The sequence below is a fragment of the Rhizobium sp. AQ_MP genome (genome assembly GCF_014237835.1).
GTDB lineage: Bacteria > Pseudomonadota > Alphaproteobacteria > Rhizobiales > Rhizobiaceae > Allorhizobium.
In genome coordinates, this window is record NZ_JACJVI010000002.1 from 541690 (window position 1) to 558910 (window position 17221).

Here is a 17221-nt window from a genome sequence, read left to right on the forward strand (position 1 = left end):
TCAGTTCTGCTGTTCCTGCAGGGTCACGAGACCGATGTTGGTGAAACCGGCGGCCGAGATCCGCGCCATGACCTGCATGACAATGCCATAGGTGGCGGCGGTATCGGCGCGCACGAAAATGCGTTCATTGTAGCCGGTGGTGGCGATCGCCTGCAGTTTCGGCACGACTTCCTCGATCGGGATCGCCGTTTCCTGCAGATAGATCTCGCCGGCTGGATTGACCGAGACGGTGATCGGCTGGTTCTCGCTGCTCATCGCCTTGGCTTGTGTCTGAGGCAGGTCGATCGGCACGCCGACCGTCATCATCGGTGCTGCGACCATGAAGATGATCAAGAGCACGAGAACGACGTCGACGAAGGGCGTGACGTTGATTTCGCTGACGAGGGCTTTCTTGCCACCACGACGTCCGCGGCGTCCACCACCCTTGCTGCCTGATCCGACCGACATACCCATGATGCGTCTCCTGCCTTCCGGGCCTTACTGCGCCGCCTGGCGGGGCTGCAGCTTTTCATCGATCTGGCGCGAGAGGATGGCTGAGAATTCGTCTGCGAAGCCTTCCATGCGCGCCGACAGCTTGCCGGCTTCACCGGAGAACTTGTTGTAGGCAATGACGGCCGGGATAGCGGCAATCAGGCCGATCGCGGTCGCGAGCAGGGCTTCGGCGATACCGGGAGCGACGACTGCAAGGCTTGCATTGTTCGAGCCGGCGATGGCCTGGAAAGAGGTCATGATACCGATGACGGTACCGAAGAGGCCGATGAAGGGGCCGGCCGAGCCGATGGTGGCGAGTGACGACAGGCGCGATTCGAGCGCTTCGGACTCGCGTGCCATCGTGACGTCCATGGCGCGGTCGATACGCATCTGCAGGCCAATCGGCGAACGGGCGCCGCGCTCGAAGCTCTTCTTCCACTCGCGCATGGCAGCGACGAAGATGGCGGCGAGGCCGGTGTTGGTGCGCTCAGCGAGGGTGCGATAGAGCTCTTCCAGCGACTGGCCGGACCAGAAGACCTGCTCGAACTGGTCGAACTGGCGACGGGCGCGGGCGTAGCTCAGATATTTGTCGATGACGATCGCCCAGGTCCAGACGGAGGCAGCCATCAGGCCGATCATGACCAGCTTGACGATCAAGCCTGCCTGCATGAAGAGGCCCCAAAGGCTCACATCATGGGTCGCTGCCGCCATTCCAACTTGTTCCATCGCCTTCAATTCCCCGAAATCCAAACGCCCGGTGGGTTGGACCGGGCGACGACATGAGCTCAACTGGTGGAAAACTTGTGCGGTCGCTGCCGCCGAAACCCTTTTCCCGCCTTAGCTCCCAGACTGCTTCTGGTATGAAAATTTGGTCAAAGGAAGGCGTGCGCTGCACAAACTTCCAAGCTCGGAGTAAGACCCGATTAAGGTTAAAAAGGGGTTACCGCCGTGCCTGATCAGGCCTTTGTGACATCATGTCAGGAACTGGCGCGCGAGGTCTTCCGGAAGGCGGCGTGGCCGACCATTGCGGTTGACAACGGCAATGACGACCTTGGCGGCAATGAGCAGCTGGTCATCGCGCCGGATCTCCTGCTGCAGGACCATCTTTGCGCCGCCAGCCTTCTCCGTCCGGGTCACAACGCTGATGATGTCGTCCATGCGGGCAGGGGCCTTGAAGTCGATCTCCATGCGATGAACCATGAAGGCGAGGCCTTCATCGGAACTGGCAAACAGATCCGACTGCTGGACGCCGAGGCACCGCAGGTAGTCCGTACGGGCGCGCTCCATGAAATGCAGGTAGCGGGCATGATAGACGGCACCGGAGAAGTCGGTGTCTTCGTAGTAGACGCGCTGGGTGAGGTGGTGCACGCCGTCGGTGATCTGGCCGGAGAGGGAAATGGATGGGGATGTCATGAGGGTTCTCCGAAGCGGTTTCTGCGGGCCCAAGACCTTCCGTAGGTAAGGCCAGGCGGAGTTACGTGCTCGCTAGCGCATGACAGGATCAGATGTCTAGTTGCATAACCTCGACCTCGGTCAGTCCCAGCCTTTGCATGGCGTCCGCCCGACTTGCCGCGTCGTCGGCAACGATAAATTCGTCGATCTGTGGGGGCTTGATGCTGGTGCCAGCCAGCATGGCATGGGCCTGGCCGCGATGATGGGTCTGGTGCTGGAAGAGGTGGGAGAGCACGTCGTCGCAGCGCTCCACCTGGATGCGCCCCGTGCGGCGAATATGCACAGGGCAGTCGAGGTCTTCATGGTTCAGGGCCAGACAAAAGGCGAGCAGCCGCCGATCGGATGCCAATTGCGCGGCGCGGAGTTCCGTGCGGTCCGGAAACGGGATCTCGTTGGCCCAGGCCTTCGGCCCAAGATCACCGCCTTTCAGCGCGTCGATGTAGAACCAGTCGATGACCAGGATATGATTGAGGGTCGCTACGAGCGAGGGAAAGAAGCTCGTGCGCGGAGCCTCGAATTCTCCGGCCTCCAGTTGCGAGACTGCCTCATGGAGGCGATCATTGGCGAGCATGTTGGCATAGGCGAGTTTGCCGATAAAACGGAGCGCGCTCATGGTCGGTCAAGATCCCCGTCATGCCAGACCACATGCTTCGGCGAGGCCGGGAGGTTTTCGATTTCATCCGCGATGAAGTAAGGGGGGATATCCAGGGCTTTCAGTGCTTCCCGCGTAGCCGGCACCCATTTGAACTCAAGGCTGTTCTTGCCGTCTTCGTTGCGGTGGATGATGTCGGTCGCATGGAAGGGGAAGTGGTCCGGGATCTCCATCCGGTAATAGAGGCCGAGTTCATGCCAGGCCTTGCCCTCGTAATCGAAGAAGTTTTCGACGATCCAGAGGAGAGTGCCGACCACAGCTTCGACCCCGAGTTCCTCGCGCATCTCACGCACCAGCGTCTCGGACGAGGTTTCGCCGATCTCGGCGCGGCCTCCGGGGAAAGTCCAGAAACTTTCGTGGGTGGCCCGATGCACGAGCACGTGGCCATCGCGAAAGGCAAGGCCGGCGATGCGGTGGTTGAAGCGGCGTCTGCCGTCCTTGATGGTGATAAGGGTGCGTTTGGACACTGTCTCAATCGTCCTCAAGCGTCAGCCGGAACTGTGCCGCTTCGAGGTCCTTGGGCGGTGTCATGCCCAGGTGTTTCCAGGCTGTTGCCGTCAAAACACGGCCGCGCGGGGTGCGCTGGATGAAACCCTGCTGGATCATGTAGGGCTCGATGATGTCCTCGATGGCGTCGCGCGGCTCGGAGAGGCCAGCCGCGATAGTTTCAATGCCGACCGGGCCGCCGCCGAAATTCACGGCGATCATCGAGAGATAGCGCATGTCGAGCTGGTCGAGGCCCATATTGTCGACATTGAGTCGCGTCAGCGCCGCGTCGGCGATCTCCCTGGTCACAGCTTCTGCACGCGCGACTTCGGCAAAGTCGCGAACACGGCGCAGCAGGCGACCGGCGATGCGCGGGGTGCCGCGGGCGCGGCGGGCGACTTCGCGGGCACCGTCCTCGGTCATCGGCAGGTTCAAAAGGCGAGCGCCACGGCGGACGATCGATTCCAACTCCTCAACCGTGTAGAAATTCAGCCGCACCGGAATGCCGAAGCGGTCGCGCAGCGGCGTCGTCAGCAGGCCGAGACGGGTGGTGGCGGCAACGAGGGTGAACTTCGACAGGTCGATCTTCACCGAGCGGGCGGCAGGCCCTTCGCCGATGATCAGGTCGAGCTGGAAGTCTTCCATGGCCGGATAGAGGATTTCCTCGACGGCGGGGCTCAAGCGATGGATCTCGTCGATGAACAGCACGTCGCGCTCTTCGAGATTGGTGAGAAGAGCCGCGAGGTCGCCAGCCTTGGCGATCACGGGACCGGAGGTCGAGCGGAAGTTGACGCCGAGCTCCTTGGCCATGATCTGGGCGAGCGTCGTCTTGCCGAGCCCCGGCGGACCGACGAAGAGCACGTGATCCAGCGCTTCTCCCCGGTTCTTCGCGGCCTCGATGAAGATCTTCAAATTGGCGCGGGCTTCCGCCTGGCCGGTGAAGTCATCCAGCGACTGCGGGCGGAGTGCCGCATCCAGGTCTTCCCCCTTCTTTTCGGGCGAGAGGATGGGGTTGTTGGTCATCATGCGAGAAGTTCCATGCCGGGCACGCGAGAGGCGGCGCGTTTGTCGAAGGTCTTTACGGAAGTGCAGCCCTCTTGAAGAGACCGGGCGGCAATCAAGGCATCGGCGAAGTCGGCATTCTTCTGGTCGACCTGCCGTAGCGCCTTTACCACGAGGTCATGGCTTTCGACGGACAGGCCCCTGACCTGCAGCAGTTTCGCGATCGCCGTCGAGGCTTCGCGTCTCCCGTAGCCAAGTCGCGAGCGCAATGCCCAATCCAGTTCCAATACACAAATCAGAGGGAGGAAGGCGAGATAGTCCTTTCCAAGCCCTTCGGCAAAACGCAGAGCCAGACGTCGTTGATCCGGATCGTCATCGGTCAAAAGCCGGATCACGATGTTCGTATCGAGGCCAACGAGGGTCATGCCGCAAGATCCGATGGATCGTTACCCCCGGTGGAAAGTGCGTTTGCGCCTGCCGTCTGGACGACTGCTTCGTCGATTTCTTCCAGTGTTGCATGTCCGTTTGGCGCCTTGCCAAGAAAACCGGCCAGATCCTTGAGGTCGATGTTCTTGGGAGTGATGACAATTTCGCCGTCAATCACGCTGTAGACGATCTGATCGCCGGGGCTCAGATTGAGCAGCTCCCGCATCTCTTTGGGAATGGTGATCTGACCTTTGGCAGACATGGTGACTTCCCATGTTTTCATCAAAGTCTCCGACGTTTCGACTTTTTTCCAACTTTATCAGAAATGTCGGAAAGAGACAAATTCGAAGGACAACTCACCGCGACAGCTCCTTCAGCCCCAGCCGGATCAGCTTGGCGCTATCAGCCCCTTCGCCGCCGTTCTTCAAGGCAGCTGCGATGGCGTTTGCGGCCTGATCGCGGGAATAGCCGAGGTTGGTGAGCGCCGACACCGCATCTGCGATCGGGGCGGAGGCGACACCTTCGCCGAGTTCCTGCTTGAGGCCGATATTGGCGGCGGCTTCGCCGGCAAAGGCAGGGGCCTTGTTCTTCAGTTCGGTGACGAGGCGCAGTGCGACCTTCGGGCCGACGCCGGGGGCGCGGGAAATCGCGGCCTTGTCCTGCAGGGCGATCGCATTGGCGAGTTCCGACGGGGGGAGGGTGGAAAGCACAGCCAGGGCCACCTTGGCGCCGACACCCTGCACGCTCTGCAGGATGTTGAACCACTCGCGCTCCAGCGCGCTCATGAAGCCGAAGAGCTTCAACTGGTCTTCGCGGACATAGGTTTCGATGAACAGCACGACCGCTTCGCCGGCCGAGCCGATGCGCGACAGTGTTCTTGACGAGCAGTGGGCGACGTAGCAGACGCCATGGACGTCGACGAGAACATAATCGTCGCCGATTTCGTCGATGGTGCCTTTGAGTTTGCCGATCATGGGTGCGTCCGTCGCGTTACAGGGGATGGGTGTCGGGCGAGATGATGTCGAGGTCGGGGAAGTAGCTGCGATAGCCTATTGGATCGCGGGTGAGGATCTTGTGACCCCTGATGGCAGCATGGGCTCCAATCAGGAAATCCGGCAGCACGCGCTCACGTCCTCCGCCTGCGAGACGGTAGATCCTGAATGCCACGCCGGCTGCGAAGGCTGCCGTCCAAGGGAGGCTTTCGCGATGGAAGTCCGAAACCGGCAGGAGGGCGTCCACGCTATCGCGATCGGAGTACCGAACGGAAAATTCGGAATAGATGATCGGATTAATCACAAGCGGCTCGTTGCGCGCCAGACGCAAGAGCTGGCCGCGAGACCAGTCGAGCCATTTCGCATCGCGCACGGCCACATCAACGAGTACGTTCGTGTCAACGAGTACGGCCATAACCTAGCGGTCCCGCGTCATCTGCATCAGAGCATCTGCGTCAACATCCTGATCGCCTGTGCCTTCCAGCCGCGAGAGTGTCTCCATAAGTCCCGCCAAACGCTGCTTTTCCCTGAGAGCCTCAGCCCCGTTCTTGGGCGCAAGCATCAGCCGGCCGTCCTCGACGGTAAATACGACTTCCGAATTCGGTTCTATGCCAACCAGTTCGCGCAGATCGCGGGGAATGGTCACCTGGCCCTTGGATGTCACGCGCATATTTGCCTCCGATGCAGTAAGAATAATTCCCACCGTCGGAACAAGTCAAGAACAAATCAGGCGGAGGCGAGGACCTTGCGCATCCTGTCGCCGCCGCGATTGTGGGCGTGGCAGATGGCGATGGCGAGCGCGTCGGCGGCGTCGTTGCCCTTGAATTCGGCCTTGGGCATCAGGATCTTCAGCATCATGTGGATCTGCTGCTTTTCGCCGTGGCCGACACCGATCACGGACTTCTTCACCGCGTTCGGCGCATATTCGGCAACCGGCAGGCCGGCGCGGGCTGGGACCAGCATGGCAATGCCTCGGGCCTGGCCGAGCTTCAGGGTGGCAACCGCATCCTTGTTGACGAAGGTCTGCTCGACGGCTGCCTCATCCGGCTTGTACGTGTGAACAACTTCGGCCAGCCCGTCATGCAGCTGGCACAGACGCGACGCAAGGTCCATGTCACCGTCGGATGTCACGGTGCCCGAAGCGACGAAACGCAGGGAGTTGCCCAGTGTCTCGATGACACCCCAGCCGCAACGGCGGAGGCCCGGATCAATGCCGATGATGCGAATCGTGGAAGTCATGCCCAATCCTAATGCAGATCGTCGCATGAGTGCCAGCCAAATGTGAACAAACCGAAAACACAGCAGGTGATTATATTTTATCATCATCGCCTCTTGGGCGTCGCCTGCGTTTTCACTACATGAATGGGACAGACACCAGAGGCCTTTCAGATGATCCCCTTGTCCATTCTTGACCTGTCTCCCGTTGCCGAGGGCCACAGCATTCGCGAAGCTCTCGATGCTTCACGCCGGCTTGCGCAGGTGGCGGAGGCAAGTGGTTACAGGCGCTTCTGGCTGGCAGAGCATCATGGCATGCCAGGGATCGCAAGCGCTGCCACGGCCCTGGTGATTTCGCATGTGGCCGCCGGCACCCGGACGATCCGCGTCGGTTCGGGCGGCATCATGTTGCCGAACCACGCGCCACTGGTCATCGCCGAACAATTCGGAACGCTCGAGGCGCTCTATCCGGGACGTATCGAGCTTGGCCTAGGCCGTGCGCCAGGCACGGACATGCGCACGGCACGCGCCCTCCGTCGAAACATGGATGCTGGTGCCGAGAGCTTCCCGCATGACATTCTCGAACTGCAACGGCTGCTCGGCGAGCCCAATGAAGAGGGCGGATTGATCGCTGTTCCGGGCATGAACAGTCATGTGCCGATCTGGCTCCTGGGCTCCAGTCTTTACAGCGCTCACCTCGCAGCCGCGCTGGGCCTGCCTTATGCCTTCGCATCGCATTTCGCTCCCGACCAGTTGCTTGAGGCTGTGTCGATCTATCGCGAGCGCTTTCAACCATCGGCCGGCTTGCAGAAGCCGCATGTCATGGTCGGGGTGATGGCTGCGGTTGCCGCCACCGATGCTGAGGCTTCTCGCCTGTTCACCTCGGCACAACAGCAATTCGTCAATCTGCGCCGCAATATCCGGCGTCCGTTCCCGAGACCCGTCGACACCATGGAAGGGTTGTGGACGGACATCGAGCGTATCGGTGTTGAGCACACGTTGCGCTACGCCATGGTTGGTTCGCCGGAGACGGCTGCCAACAAGCTCGAAGCCTTCATCGCGGAAGTTCGTCCAGACGAGATCATCGTCTCGACGCCGGTGCATGATCTCGAAGCCCGACTGCGGTCGGTCGAGCTGTTTGCGGGGCTTGGTGCGGAAGCCGCCCATTCTCTATGAACTGTTTTGCTCAAGGCGCCGTCAGGCGAAATCCTTCGGGGCAAAGCCAAGCCTTCTGATTGTTACCATGATCTCGGACCGGACCTGTCGTCTTGGCGTCCTGAAAGTATCAAGGTAAGCAAATGAATAATCGTCAGGGTTAAGATCTGTAGTTAATCCCAACTTAACCTTTGCGCTCCATTATCTGTCCCAATTCAGGATGTCAGGCGTGAGACAGCCTGACGCGACAACGCTGGGACTTGGAGTATCCTGTCATGACCAAAACCATTCTTGCTGCGGCAACGGCAGCCCTGCTCGCCAGCTCGGCCGCCTATGCCGCTGACGCCTATCAGCCTGAACCGCAACCGGTATACGTCGATGCACCAGAAGTTGCCGTCGCGGAAGCGTCCGGCTGGTATCTGCGCGGCGACCTTGGTTACAGCTTCAACAAGCTGCGTGGCGCCGACTATTTCCAGGGCAGCAACGCCACGAAGGTCGATTTCGCCACGTCCTCGATCAAGGACAGCTTCTGGCTCGGCGGTGGTGTCGGTTACCAGATGAACAACTATCTGCGCTCCGACTTGACCTTCGACTACCTGTTCGATTCGGATTTCACCGGTTCGACCCGCGGCTCCTGCGGCGTCTCGACCGCCTGCACCTCGCGCGATCTCACGACGATGCGTGCCTACACGTTGATGGCCAACGCTTATATCGACCTCGGCACCTACGCCTACTTCACGCCCTATATCGGCGGCGGTATCGGCGGTTCCTACGTCAAGTGGGACAAGTTGCGGAACACCTCCTGCGCGAACAGCAACCCTTCCAGCTGCGATGCGACCGTCGAGCATGAAGGCAAGGGCAGCTGGCGCTTTGCCTACCAGTTGATGGCGGGTGCCTCGATCGACGTCACCTGCAACGTCAAGGCGGATGTCGGCTATCGCTTCCGCCACACGGCGGGCGGCGACATGTTCGGCTACGCGCTGAACGGTGGCCCGGGCTACGACAAGGGCTTCACCAGCCACAGCCTGCATGCGGGCGCGCGTTATGTCTTCGGCGGTTGCGAAACCCCCGTTGCCTACGAGCCGCCGCCGGAGCTTCCGGTCTACAAGTAATCTCTGCTCAGAGATCAAGCATGGGGCTGCCTTCGGGCGGCCTTTTTGCATTTTGCCATCTACAGGATGCCTGTCCGCTTCAGGATGAGCCAGGACAGTAGAACCGACATCAGGATGAAGCCGAAGGCATGCAGGGTGCCGTTCAGTCCGTCGGCGAAAGGCAGGCTCGTGGTGTTCATGCCGAAGAAGCCGGTCACCAGTGACGGAGGTAGAAGCAGGGCGGTCATCAGAGACAAGATGTAGAGGTGCCGGTTGGTCTCGGCGCTTTGCCGGGAATCGAGCTCTTCGTGGAGAAGCCGTGCTCGGTCCGCCAGGGCGTAAACGTCCTGATCCACAGTTTCCAGCCGGCCAGCGAGCCTTGCCAGGCTGTCTTCGACGCCTTCCGGCATTTCCTCATCATCGGTTGCAACTGCGCGGCGCATGATCAGGAGCATCGTGCGCAGATGGCGATGCAGCCGGACGATCAGGCGGCGGACCGGCGTCAGCCTGCGCCGTTCGTCATGCCTTTCGCTGCCGTATACATGATCCTCGATCTGGTTCAGTTCTTCCGTCAGCTCCAGAACGATCGCTATCATGCCACGCTGGAATTCGGCCACCAGCAATTCGAACACCTGCAGAGGTGTCGTATAGCGGCCGGCATTCTTCTCGACCGCTGCACGGACCTTGTCGATCGAGCGGATCGGCTGCAGCCGTGTGGTGATGATGAATTTGTCCGACAGCGCAAAATGCAGCCAGCCGATGTCGCGCGTCGTGGCATCGAATTCCCGCTGAAAATCAACCAGTGTGCCGAACAGCAGCTTCTCGTCGATCGCCAGTGCCGCATGGGTGTCGTGTGTCGTCAAGGCGGCGATGGCCGGTGGCGTCAAACCCGGAAACTGCTCGAGGAAGGCCGGAACGCGGCCGTCGACGAGGTTGAGGTGTATCCAGGCGAAGCCATCCCCCTCGAGGATGTCGTTGATGCTGCCTTCGGGGGACAAGCGCTCTCCCTTCGAATGCGGCGTCATGCGGTAGGCCCAGACCAGGCCGGGGATGGGACTCGTCAACGGAAACATCAATTCGAAGACCTTCTCGGCGCCGCATCGACCGTGCGCGGCAAAGCGCTGTCTCTTGCCGCAGATGCGCTTTTCACATGACGATCTGATGACGGTGTCCGATAGGTCGGTTTCCCTGTTTTTCGCTGGCGCGGACGGAACAAAAATTTTGCTTATCGCGACGCGACCCCGCTTGACTGGATTCGTCTACAAGAGTAAGTCCGACGGCGGGACACCTCTCCCCAACGAGAGGCTAATTACCTGGAAGGGTATCTATATGGCTGATGTGATCGCCCCCGCCGCGCGTCCGGCAAACACTCATTTTTCGTCTGGCCCCTGCTCGAAGCGCCCCGGTTGGTCGCTCGATGCGCTTTCCGATGCCCCGCTCGGTCGCTCGCACCGCGCCAAGGTCGGCAAGGAAAAGCTGAAGCTGGCCATCGACCTTACCCGCGAAATTCTGAACGTTCCCGCTGACTACCGCATCGGCATCGTTCCGGCCTCCGACACGGGCGCCGTCGAAATGGCCATGTGGTCGCTGCTTGGCGAACGTGGCGTCGACATGCTGTCCTGGGAAAGTTTTGGCGCCGGCTGGGTCACCGATGTGGTGAAGCAGCTGAAGCTCGCCGATGTCCGCAAGTTCAATGCCGATTACGGCCTGCTGCCGGATCTCGCCGCCGTCGATTTCGACCGCGACGTCGTCTTCACATGGAACGGCACGACCTCTGGCGTCCGCGTTCCGAACGCCGACTTCATCCCTGCAGATCGCAAGGGCCTGACGATCTGCGACGCCACCTCGGCAGCCTTCGCCCAGGACCTGGACTTCTCCAAGCTCGACGTCACCACCTTCTCCTGGCAGAAGGTTCTGGGCGGCGAGGGCGGTCATGGCGTGATCATCCTCAGCCCCCGTGCCGTCGAGCGTCTGACGACCTATGTTCCGGCCTGGCCGCTGCCGAAGATCTTCCGCATGACATCGGGCGGCAAGCTGATCGAAGGCATCTTCGTCGGAGAGACGATCAACACGCCGTCGATGCTCTGCGTCGAGGACTACATCGATGCGCTGAAGTGGGCAAAGTCGATTGGTGGCCTTGAAGCCCTGATCGCGCGTGCCGATGCCAATGCGAAGGTGATCTTCGATTTCATCGAGAAGAACGACTGGATCGCCAATCTGGCCGTCGACGATGCGACGCGCTCCAACACCTCGGTTTGCGTCAAGATCGTCGACCCTGAGGTCACGGCACTCGATGCCGATGCCCAGGCCGCCTTTGCGAAGGGCATTGCCAGCACGCTCGAAAAGCAGGGCGTTGCCTATGACATCGGTGCTTACCGCGATGCGCCTGCCGGTCTTCGTATCTGGGCCGGTGCCACGATCGAGACCGCCGACATGGCCGCGCTGATGCCGTGGCTCTCCTTCGCCTACGAGACGCAGAAGGCGTCTCTGGCCAAGGCTGCCGCCTGATCCTCGCCGTAACAGGCTCCGCCTAACTGGCGGAGCCCCGCAATTCCCATCATTTCATTCAAACGAACTCTCTGAAGGAGGCCTCGTCATGGCACCTCGCGTTCTCGTATCCGACGAACTCTCGGAAACCGCCGTCCAGATCTTCCGCGATCGCGGCGTTGAAGTCGACTTCCAGCCGAAGCTCGGCAAGGACAAGGAAAAGCTCGCCGAGATCATCGGTAATTACGATGGTCTCGCCATCCGCTCCGCCACCAAGGCGACGGAAAAGCTGATTGCTGCTGCCACCAACCTCAAGGTCATCGGCCGCGCCGGTATCGGCGTCGACAATGTCGATATTCCGGCCGCCTCCAAGCGCGGCATCATTGTGATGAACACGCCCTTCGGCAACTCGATCACGACGGCAGAACACGCCATCGCCCTGATGTTTGCCGTTGCCCGCCAGATCCCGCAGGCCGATGTCTCCACCCAGGCCGGCAAGTGGGAAAAGTCGAAGTTCATGGGTGTCGAAATCACCGGCAAGACGCTCGGCGTCATCGGTGCCGGCAATATCGGCGGCATCGTCTGCAAGAAGGCCATCGGCCTTGGCATGCATGTGCTGGCCTACGACCCCTTCCTCTCGGCCGAGCGTGCGCAGGAAATGGGTGTCACCAAGGTCGAGCTCGACGAGCTCCTGGAAAAGGCTGATTTCATCACCCTGCATGTGCCGATGACCGACAAGACGCGCGGCATCCTCAGCAAGGAGAACATCGCCAAGACCAAGCCGGGCGTGCGCATCATCAACTGCGCCCGTGGCGGTCTGGTCGATGAAGCAGCACTCGCAGAAGCCATCAAGTCCGGCCATGTTGCCGGTGCCGGTTTCGACGTCTTCGAGGTCGAGCCCGCGACCGAAAGCCCGCTCTTCGGCCTGCCGAATGTCGTCTGCACGCCGCATCTGGGTGCATCCACCACGGAAGCCCAGGAAAACGTCGCCCTTCAGGTCGCCGAGCAGATGTCGGACTACCTCATGAAGGGGGCTGTCTCGAACGCCATCAACATGCCGTCGATCACGGCTGAAGAGGCGCCGATTCTGAAGCCGTTCATCCGCCTTGCGGACGTGCTTGGATCGTTTGCCGGCCAGATGACCGAAGATCCGATCAAGGAAATCGAGATCCTCTATGACGGCGTGACCTCGACCATGAACACCAAGGCGCTGACCTCGGCGCTGCTCGCCGGCCTCATCCGCCCGCAGGTGGCAGACGTCAACATGGTTTCGGCCCCTATCATGATCAAGGAAAAGGGCGTCATCGTCTCTGAAGTGAAGCGCGACAAGACCGGCGTCTATGACGGCTATATCAAGCTCACGGTGACCACCGACAAGCAGACCCGCTCGATCGCCGGCACGGTCTTCTCCGACGGCAAGCCGCGCTTCATCCAGATCAAGGGTATCAACATGGATGCCGATGTCGGTCAGAACATGATCTACATCTCGAACACCGACGTGCCCGGCATGATCGGCTTCATGGGCACGACGCTCGGCAATGCCAAGGTCAACATTGCGAACTTCCAGCTTGGTCGCGACAGGGAAGGCGGCGATGCGATCGCCCTTCTCTATGTCGACGGTCCGGTCGAGCAGGCCGTTCTCAACCAGCTGACGGCCAATCCGGCGATCAAGCAGGCCAAGCCGCTGGTCTTCAACGTCGACTGATCGATAGTCGAAATTCACCGAGAAAGACGGCGCGGGATCAAACCCGCGCCGTCTTCGTTTTTCAGCTGCCTTCGGCAAAACGCAAAGTTACATAGGGATAAATATATGCGTTGAACTGACGCATGGCGGGTTGTCGCATTGCTTTGCCGGTGCGAGGGTATAGTTGATGAATGTCATCTCCGGGAGGAGAGAAGGAAGGGACAGCCATGTTCGAACACTTCGACGCGCAACTCCTGGCACGCATACAGTTCGCCTTTACCGTATCGTTACACATCATCTTCCCCGCCTTCTCAATCGGGCTTGCGAGCTATCTTGCCGTGCTCGAAGGCCTTTATCTCTGGAAAAAGGATAGGGTCTATCTGGAGCTCTTCGATTTCTGGAAGACGATTTTCGCGGTCGCCTTCGGCATGGGGGTCGTCTCCGGCATCGTCATGTCCTACCAGTTCGGCACCAACTGGTCGGTCTTCTCCGACAAGGCCGGACCGGTCATCGGCCCGCTGATGGGCTACGAAGTGCTGACCGCCTTCTTTCTTGAGGCCGGTTTCCTCGGCGTGATGCTCTTCGGACGCAACCGTGTCGGTCCCGGGCTGCATTTCTTTGCCACGCTGATGGTGGCCTTCGGCACGCTGATCTCAGCCACCTGGATCCTCTCGGTCAATTCCTGGATGCAGACGCCTGCCGGTTTTGCGATGAACGAGGTCGGCCAGTTCGTGCCCACGGACTGGTGGGCGATCGTCTTCAATCCGTCCTTCCCCTATCGCCTCGTGCATATGGTGATTGCGGCCTATCTGACGACGGCTTTCGTGGTCGGTGCCGTCGGCGCATGGCATCTGTTGAAGGGAACGGCTCCGCGCCGTTCCGGCAAGATGTTCTCCATGGCCATGTGGATGGCGGCGATCGTCGCGCCGATCCAGATCTTCGCCGGCGACATGCATGGCCTCAACACGCTGGAGCATCAGCCTGTCAAGGTCATGGCGATGGAAGGCCATTTCGACAGCCATCCCGAGGGCGCGCCTCTGATCCTGTTCGGCATTCCGAACGCGGAAGAGAAGCGCGTCGACTACGCCATTGAAATCCCGAAACTCTCGAGCCTCATCCTCAAGCATGACCTGAACGCCCCGCTCGCCGGTCTCGACACGATCCCCGACGACAAGGAGCCGCCGGTTGCCATTGTCTTCTGGTCATTCCGCGTCATGGTGGCGATCGGCTTTGCGATGCTCGGCGTTGGCCTCTTCTCGCTCTGGTGCCGCTGGAAGGGTACGCTCCATACCAATGACTGGCTGCATCGCGCCGCGCTCGTCATGGGCCCCTCCGGTTTCGTCGCGGTGCTTGCCGGCTGGATCACCACGGAGGTCGGCCGCCAGCCCTATACGGTCTATGGTCATCTTCTGACCGCCGACTCGATCTCACCGATCGCAGCACCTGCGGTCGCCGCGTCTCTGATCGCCTTCATCATCGTCTACTTTATCGTCTTCGGTGCCGGGACCTATTACATCCTGCGCCTGATGGGACGCCTGCCGCGTGATCCCCTGCCGGATCTGGACGACGGTCCGATCCGCTCGTCCGGCATCACGCCGGCGGCTCAGCCCGGTCACCATGGAGGCAGACATGCCCATTGATCTTCCGTTCATCTGGGCCGGCATCATCGCCTTTGCCGTGCTCGCCTATGTCATCCTCGACGGCTTCGATCTCGGCGTTGGCATCCTCTTTCCGTTCTTCCCGGAGAAGCACGAGAAAGACCTGATGATGAATTCGGTGGCACCCGTCTGGGACGGCAATGAAACCTGGCTTGTGCTTGGCGGGGGAGGCCTGCTTGCAGTCTTCCCGCTCGCCTATGCGACTATCCTGCCGGCACTCTATGCGCCGCTGATCATCATGCTGCTGGGCTTGATCTTCCGGGGCGTGGCCTTCGAATATCGCTGGCGTACCCAAAGGGCCGAGTATCTGTGGAACTGGGCCTTTGCCGGTGGCTCCTTTGTCGCTGCCTTCTTCCAAGGCGTGGCACTGGGGGCCCTGGTGCAGGGCATCCCGGTCGAAAATCGGGCGTATGCCGGTGGCTGGTGGGACTGGCTGACGCCGTTCTCGCTGGCGACGGGCGTGGCGCTGGTGATCGGATACGCGCTGCTCGGCGCAACATGGCTCGTCATGAAGACCGAGGGAGATATAGCCGACCGGGCACGATCCTTCGCTCTGCCGCTCGCCTTTGCCACCGTTGGCGCCATGGGCGTCTTCAGCCTCTGGACGCCCTGGCTCGAACCGCTCTATTTCGAGAGATGGTTCAAGTTCCCGACGCTGATCTTCTCGGTTGTCGTGCCGGCACTCGTCCTCGGCTGCCTCTACGTGATCGTCAATGGGCTGCGAAAGGGGCATGACGCCAGGCCCTTCCTTGCGGCACTTGGTCTCTTCGTGCTCGGTTATGCCGGGATCGGGATCAGCTTCTATCCGTATATCGTGCCGACCTCGCTCACCATCTGGGAGGCGGCCGCGCCCGACGAGAGCCTCGCCTTCCTGCTGGTCGGTGCTGTCGTGCTCGTGCCGATGATCCTCGGCTATACGGCCTATGCCTATTGGGTTTTCCGCGGAAAGCTCAATCCGGACGAGGGCTATCACTGATGGACAAGCGCCTCCTCGCCAGCCGCCTCCTGTGGTTCGTCGGTCTCTGGGCCGGCGGTGTGCTCGCCATCAGCATCGTCGGCCTGATCATCAAGTTCTGGCTCAACGGCTGAAGCCGATCACCTGAAATTCAATGGAAATCGGGTCGCACTCTCTTCAAAAGAGAGCGAGCTCTCTCCATATGGGAGATAAGCCCGAAAGGGCATTCAGACTGTTTCTTGGAGGACAGGTAAAACCATGCGGCAATACGCAAAAACATTCGCGACGCTCGCGCTTGGCATGATGGTCACGCTCGTGGCCGTCGATTTCGCCGAGGCGCGTCGCGCTGGCGGTGGCGGTTTCGGCAGCCGCGGTACCCGCACGTTCGATGCACCGGCGGTTACCCGTACGGCACCGACGCCGGCAGCTCCCATCGAGCGCAGCATGACCCCGCGCACCAATACCAACCAGCCCGGTGCAGCGACATCTACTGCCGCGAACCAGGCTTCGCGTCCTGGTGGCCTGTTCGGCGGTCTCGCCGGCGGTCTGATGGGCGGCCTGCTGCTCGGCGGTCTGTTCGGCATGCTGATGGGCACGGGCTTTGGCGGTGCGTTCGGCTTCCTGGGGCTGCTCCTGCAGGGCTTGCTGATCTTCTTCCTGATCCGCTTTGCCATGCGTATGTTCGCCAATCGTCAGGCCCCGGCATCCGGCCCCAGTGGTGGCCCGAGTGACGGTCCCGGCTTCGGCGGCTTCGGTGGCATGGCACGCGACAACCAGAGCGGTGATCAGGGGCGTCCAAGCTTCCAGATCCCGAAGCTCGGTGGCGGTGTGACGTCGGCCGCTTCGGCGCGCCGGATCGGCCAGCCGGATGAGCTCGGCATCACGCCAAAGGATCTCGAGCGCTTCGAGGAACTGCTGCGGGAGATGCAGCGGGCCTATGCTGCGGAAGATTACGGCGCGCTTCGCCGGATCACCACGCCGGAGGCCATGTCCTATCTCGCCGAAGAACTGAGCGAAAACGCCACGAAGGGCGTGAAGAACGAAGTGCGCGACGTTTATCTCGTGCAGGGCGACGTGGCGGAAAGCTGGGCCGAAGACAAGATGGAATATGCCACCGTTGCCATGCGCTACGAGGCGATCGACTACATCGTTGACCGTCAGAGCGGAGAAGTGGTCGACGGTGACCCGGACACCCCGACCGAGTCGGTGGAAATCTGGACTTTCGCGCGTCGCCCGAACACGCAATGGCAGATCTCGGCGATCCAGAGCGCCAACTGATCTGACCGTTCTTCGATGATTGAAACCTTCCCGCCGGGTTCGGCGGGGAGGTTTTTTGTTACCGGGCTACAGGTGTGTGCAATGGATGCCTGGTGGCTGGGTTACCCCCCTCTGTCACTTCGTGACATCTCCCCCACACGGGGGGAGCGACTGTCTTGGCAGTCAAGCGTTTTGCCATGGTTTTTCGTCCCGGATGATGGCGTTGAGGATGGTGAGC

General features: G+C 60.9%; 20 protein-coding genes. 7 read left to right on the forward strand and 13 right to left on the reverse strand.

The window, feature by feature from the left end:
• From tolR to ruvC, 12 genes are all read right to left on the reverse strand, one after another.
• Positions 1–453 (reverse strand): protein TolR, encoded by a 453-nt coding sequence (tolR, locus tag H6M51_RS05665; protein WP_185808899.1) that lies wholly within the window; start codon positions 451–453, stop codon positions 1–3.
• A gap of 24 nt (positions 454–477) precedes the next feature.
• Positions 478–1197, reverse strand: coding sequence for a protein TolQ (gene tolQ / locus H6M51_RS05670; RefSeq protein WP_185808900.1), 720 nt, complete (start codon positions 1195–1197; stop codon positions 478–480).
• 246 nt (positions 1198–1443) lie between these two features.
• Positions 1444–1884, reverse strand: coding sequence for a tol-pal system-associated acyl-CoA thioesterase (gene ybgC / locus H6M51_RS05675; RefSeq protein ID WP_185808901.1), 441 nt, complete (start codon positions 1882–1884; stop codon positions 1444–1446).
• Between the two features lie 88 nt (positions 1885–1972).
• Positions 1973–2536, reverse strand: a complete 564-nt coding sequence (locus H6M51_RS05680) for a DinB family protein (RefSeq protein ID WP_185808902.1) — start codon at positions 2534–2536, stop codon at positions 1973–1975.
• Entirely contained in the window at positions 2533–3042 is a 510-nt protein-coding gene (locus tag H6M51_RS05685; protein ID WP_185808903.1) for an NUDIX hydrolase, read from the reverse strand. The genes H6M51_RS05680 and H6M51_RS05685 overlap by 4 nt, the downstream gene beginning before the upstream one ends.
• Before the next feature lie 4 nt (positions 3043–3046).
• Complete coding sequence (gene ruvB, locus H6M51_RS05690) at positions 3047–4087, reverse strand: Holliday junction branch migration DNA helicase RuvB (RefSeq protein WP_185808904.1); 1041 nt, start codon at positions 4085–4087, stop codon at positions 3047–3049.
• Entirely contained in the window at positions 4084–4488 is a 405-nt protein-coding gene (locus tag H6M51_RS05695) for a PIN domain-containing protein (RefSeq protein WP_185808905.1), read from the reverse strand. The genes ruvB and H6M51_RS05695 overlap by 4 nt, the downstream gene beginning before the upstream one ends.
• Complete coding sequence (locus H6M51_RS05700) at positions 4485–4772, reverse strand: AbrB/MazE/SpoVT family DNA-binding domain-containing protein (protein WP_185808906.1); 288 nt, start codon at positions 4770–4772, stop codon at positions 4485–4487. Before H6M51_RS05700 ends, H6M51_RS05695 begins: the two co-directional genes overlap by 4 nt.
• A 73-nt stretch (positions 4773–4845) precedes the next feature.
• Positions 4846–5463, reverse strand: a complete 618-nt coding sequence (gene ruvA, locus H6M51_RS05705; protein ID WP_185808907.1) for a Holliday junction branch migration protein RuvA — start codon at positions 5461–5463, stop codon at positions 4846–4848.
• A 16-nt stretch (positions 5464–5479) separates the two neighbouring features.
• A complete protein-coding gene (locus H6M51_RS05710; protein WP_185808908.1) occupies positions 5480–5896 on the reverse strand; it encodes a type II toxin-antitoxin system VapC family toxin in 417 nt (138 codons plus the stop codon).
• A 3-nt stretch (positions 5897–5899) separates the two neighbouring features.
• Positions 5900–6151 (reverse strand): AbrB/MazE/SpoVT family DNA-binding domain-containing protein, encoded by a 252-nt coding sequence (locus H6M51_RS05715; RefSeq protein WP_185808909.1) that lies wholly within the window; start codon positions 6149–6151, stop codon positions 5900–5902.
• A gap of 56 nt (positions 6152–6207) precedes the next feature.
• Positions 6208–6720, reverse strand: coding sequence for a crossover junction endodeoxyribonuclease RuvC (ruvC, locus tag H6M51_RS05720; protein WP_185808910.1), 513 nt, complete (start codon positions 6718–6720; stop codon positions 6208–6210).
• Between the two features lie 150 nt (positions 6721–6870).
• On the opposite strand from ruvC, the gene H6M51_RS05725 reads away from it, so the two are divergent.
• Positions 6871–7872 (forward strand): LLM class flavin-dependent oxidoreductase, encoded by a 1002-nt coding sequence (locus H6M51_RS05725; RefSeq protein ID WP_185808911.1) that lies wholly within the window; start codon positions 6871–6873, stop codon positions 7870–7872.
• A 254-nt stretch (positions 7873–8126) separates the two neighbouring features.
• Positions 8127–8963, forward strand: coding sequence for an outer membrane protein (locus H6M51_RS05730; protein WP_185808912.1), 837 nt, complete (start codon positions 8127–8129; stop codon positions 8961–8963).
• A 59-nt stretch (positions 8964–9022) separates the two neighbouring features.
• Here H6M51_RS05730 and H6M51_RS05735 read toward each other — a convergent pair whose 3' ends face one another.
• Complete coding sequence (locus H6M51_RS05735; RefSeq protein WP_185808913.1) at positions 9023–10015, reverse strand: transporter; 993 nt, start codon at positions 10013–10015, stop codon at positions 9023–9025.
• Positions 10016–10271: 256 nt separating this feature from the next.
• Here H6M51_RS05735 and H6M51_RS05740 point away from each other — a divergent pair, with 256 nt between their 5' ends.
• From H6M51_RS05740 to H6M51_RS05760, 5 genes are all read left to right on the forward strand, one after another.
• Positions 10272–11450, forward strand: a complete 1179-nt coding sequence (locus tag H6M51_RS05740) for a phosphoserine transaminase (protein WP_185808914.1) — start codon at positions 10272–10274, stop codon at positions 11448–11450.
• An 88-nt stretch (positions 11451–11538) separates the two neighbouring features.
• On the forward strand, positions 11539–13134 hold the full coding sequence (gene serA, locus H6M51_RS05745; protein WP_185808915.1) for a phosphoglycerate dehydrogenase: 1596 nt from the start codon (positions 11539–11541) through the stop codon (positions 13132–13134).
• Positions 13135–13340: 206 nt separating this feature from the next.
• Entirely contained in the window at positions 13341–14753 is a 1413-nt protein-coding gene (locus H6M51_RS05750; RefSeq protein ID WP_185808916.1) for a cytochrome ubiquinol oxidase subunit I, read from the forward strand.
• Positions 14743–15747, forward strand: coding sequence for a cytochrome d ubiquinol oxidase subunit II (cydB, locus tag H6M51_RS05755; protein WP_185808917.1), 1005 nt, complete (start codon positions 14743–14745; stop codon positions 15745–15747). The genes H6M51_RS05750 and cydB overlap by 11 nt, the downstream gene beginning before the upstream one ends.
• Positions 15748–15984: 237 nt before the next feature.
• Positions 15985–17004, forward strand: coding sequence for a Tim44 domain-containing protein (locus tag H6M51_RS05760; protein WP_185808918.1), 1020 nt, complete (start codon positions 15985–15987; stop codon positions 17002–17004).
• The last annotated feature ends 217 nt before the right edge of the window (positions 17005–17221 follow it).

Bases quoted from the DNA above. Each gene is read 5' to 3' on its own strand.
- tolR (WP_185808899.1), bottom strand. From the start codon at position 453: ATGGGTATGTCGGTCGGATCAGGCAGCAAGGGTGGTGGACGCCGCGGA.
- tolQ (WP_185808900.1), bottom strand. From the start codon at position 1,197: ATGGAACAAGTTGGAATGGCGGCAGCGACCCATGATGTGAGCCTTTGG.
- ybgC (WP_185808901.1), bottom strand. From the start codon at position 1,884: ATGACATCCCCATCCATTTCCCTCTCCGGCCAGATCACCGACGGCGTG.
- H6M51_RS05680 (WP_185808902.1), bottom strand. From the start codon at position 2,536: ATGAGCGCGCTCCGTTTTATCGGCAAACTCGCCTATGCCAACATGCTC.
- ruvB (WP_185808904.1), bottom strand. From the start codon at position 4,087: ATGATGACCAACAACCCCATCCTCTCGCCCGAAAAGAAGGGGGAAGAC.
- H6M51_RS05695 (WP_185808905.1), bottom strand. From the start codon at position 4,488: ATGACCCTCGTTGGCCTCGATACGAACATCGTGATCCGGCTTTTGACC.
- H6M51_RS05700 (WP_185808906.1), bottom strand. From the start codon at position 4,772: ATGAAAACATGGGAAGTCACCATGTCTGCCAAAGGTCAGATCACCATT.
- ruvA (WP_185808907.1), bottom strand. From the start codon at position 5,463: ATGATCGGCAAACTCAAAGGCACCATCGACGAAATCGGCGACGATTAT.
- H6M51_RS05710 (WP_185808908.1), bottom strand. From the start codon at position 5,896: ATGGCCGTACTCGTTGACACGAACGTACTCGTTGATGTGGCCGTGCGC.
- H6M51_RS05715 (WP_185808909.1), bottom strand. From the start codon at position 6,151: ATGCGCGTGACATCCAAGGGCCAGGTGACCATTCCCCGCGATCTGCGC.
- ruvC (WP_185808910.1), bottom strand. From the start codon at position 6,720: ATGACTTCCACGATTCGCATCATCGGCATTGATCCGGGCCTCCGCCGT.
- H6M51_RS05725 (WP_185808911.1), top strand. From the start codon at position 6,871: ATGATCCCCTTGTCCATTCTTGACCTGTCTCCCGTTGCCGAGGGCCAC.
- H6M51_RS05730 (WP_185808912.1), top strand. From the start codon at position 8,127: ATGACCAAAACCATTCTTGCTGCGGCAACGGCAGCCCTGCTCGCCAGC.
- H6M51_RS05735 (WP_185808913.1), bottom strand. From the start codon at position 10,015: ATGTTTCCGTTGACGAGTCCCATCCCCGGCCTGGTCTGGGCCTACCGC.
- H6M51_RS05740 (WP_185808914.1), top strand. From the start codon at position 10,272: ATGGCTGATGTGATCGCCCCCGCCGCGCGTCCGGCAAACACTCATTTT.
- serA (WP_185808915.1), top strand. From the start codon at position 11,539: ATGGCACCTCGCGTTCTCGTATCCGACGAACTCTCGGAAACCGCCGTC.
- H6M51_RS05750 (WP_185808916.1), top strand. From the start codon at position 13,341: ATGTTCGAACACTTCGACGCGCAACTCCTGGCACGCATACAGTTCGCC.
- cydB (WP_185808917.1), top strand. From the start codon at position 14,743: ATGCCCATTGATCTTCCGTTCATCTGGGCCGGCATCATCGCCTTTGCC.
- H6M51_RS05760 (WP_185808918.1), top strand. From the start codon at position 15,985: ATGCGGCAATACGCAAAAACATTCGCGACGCTCGCGCTTGGCATGATG.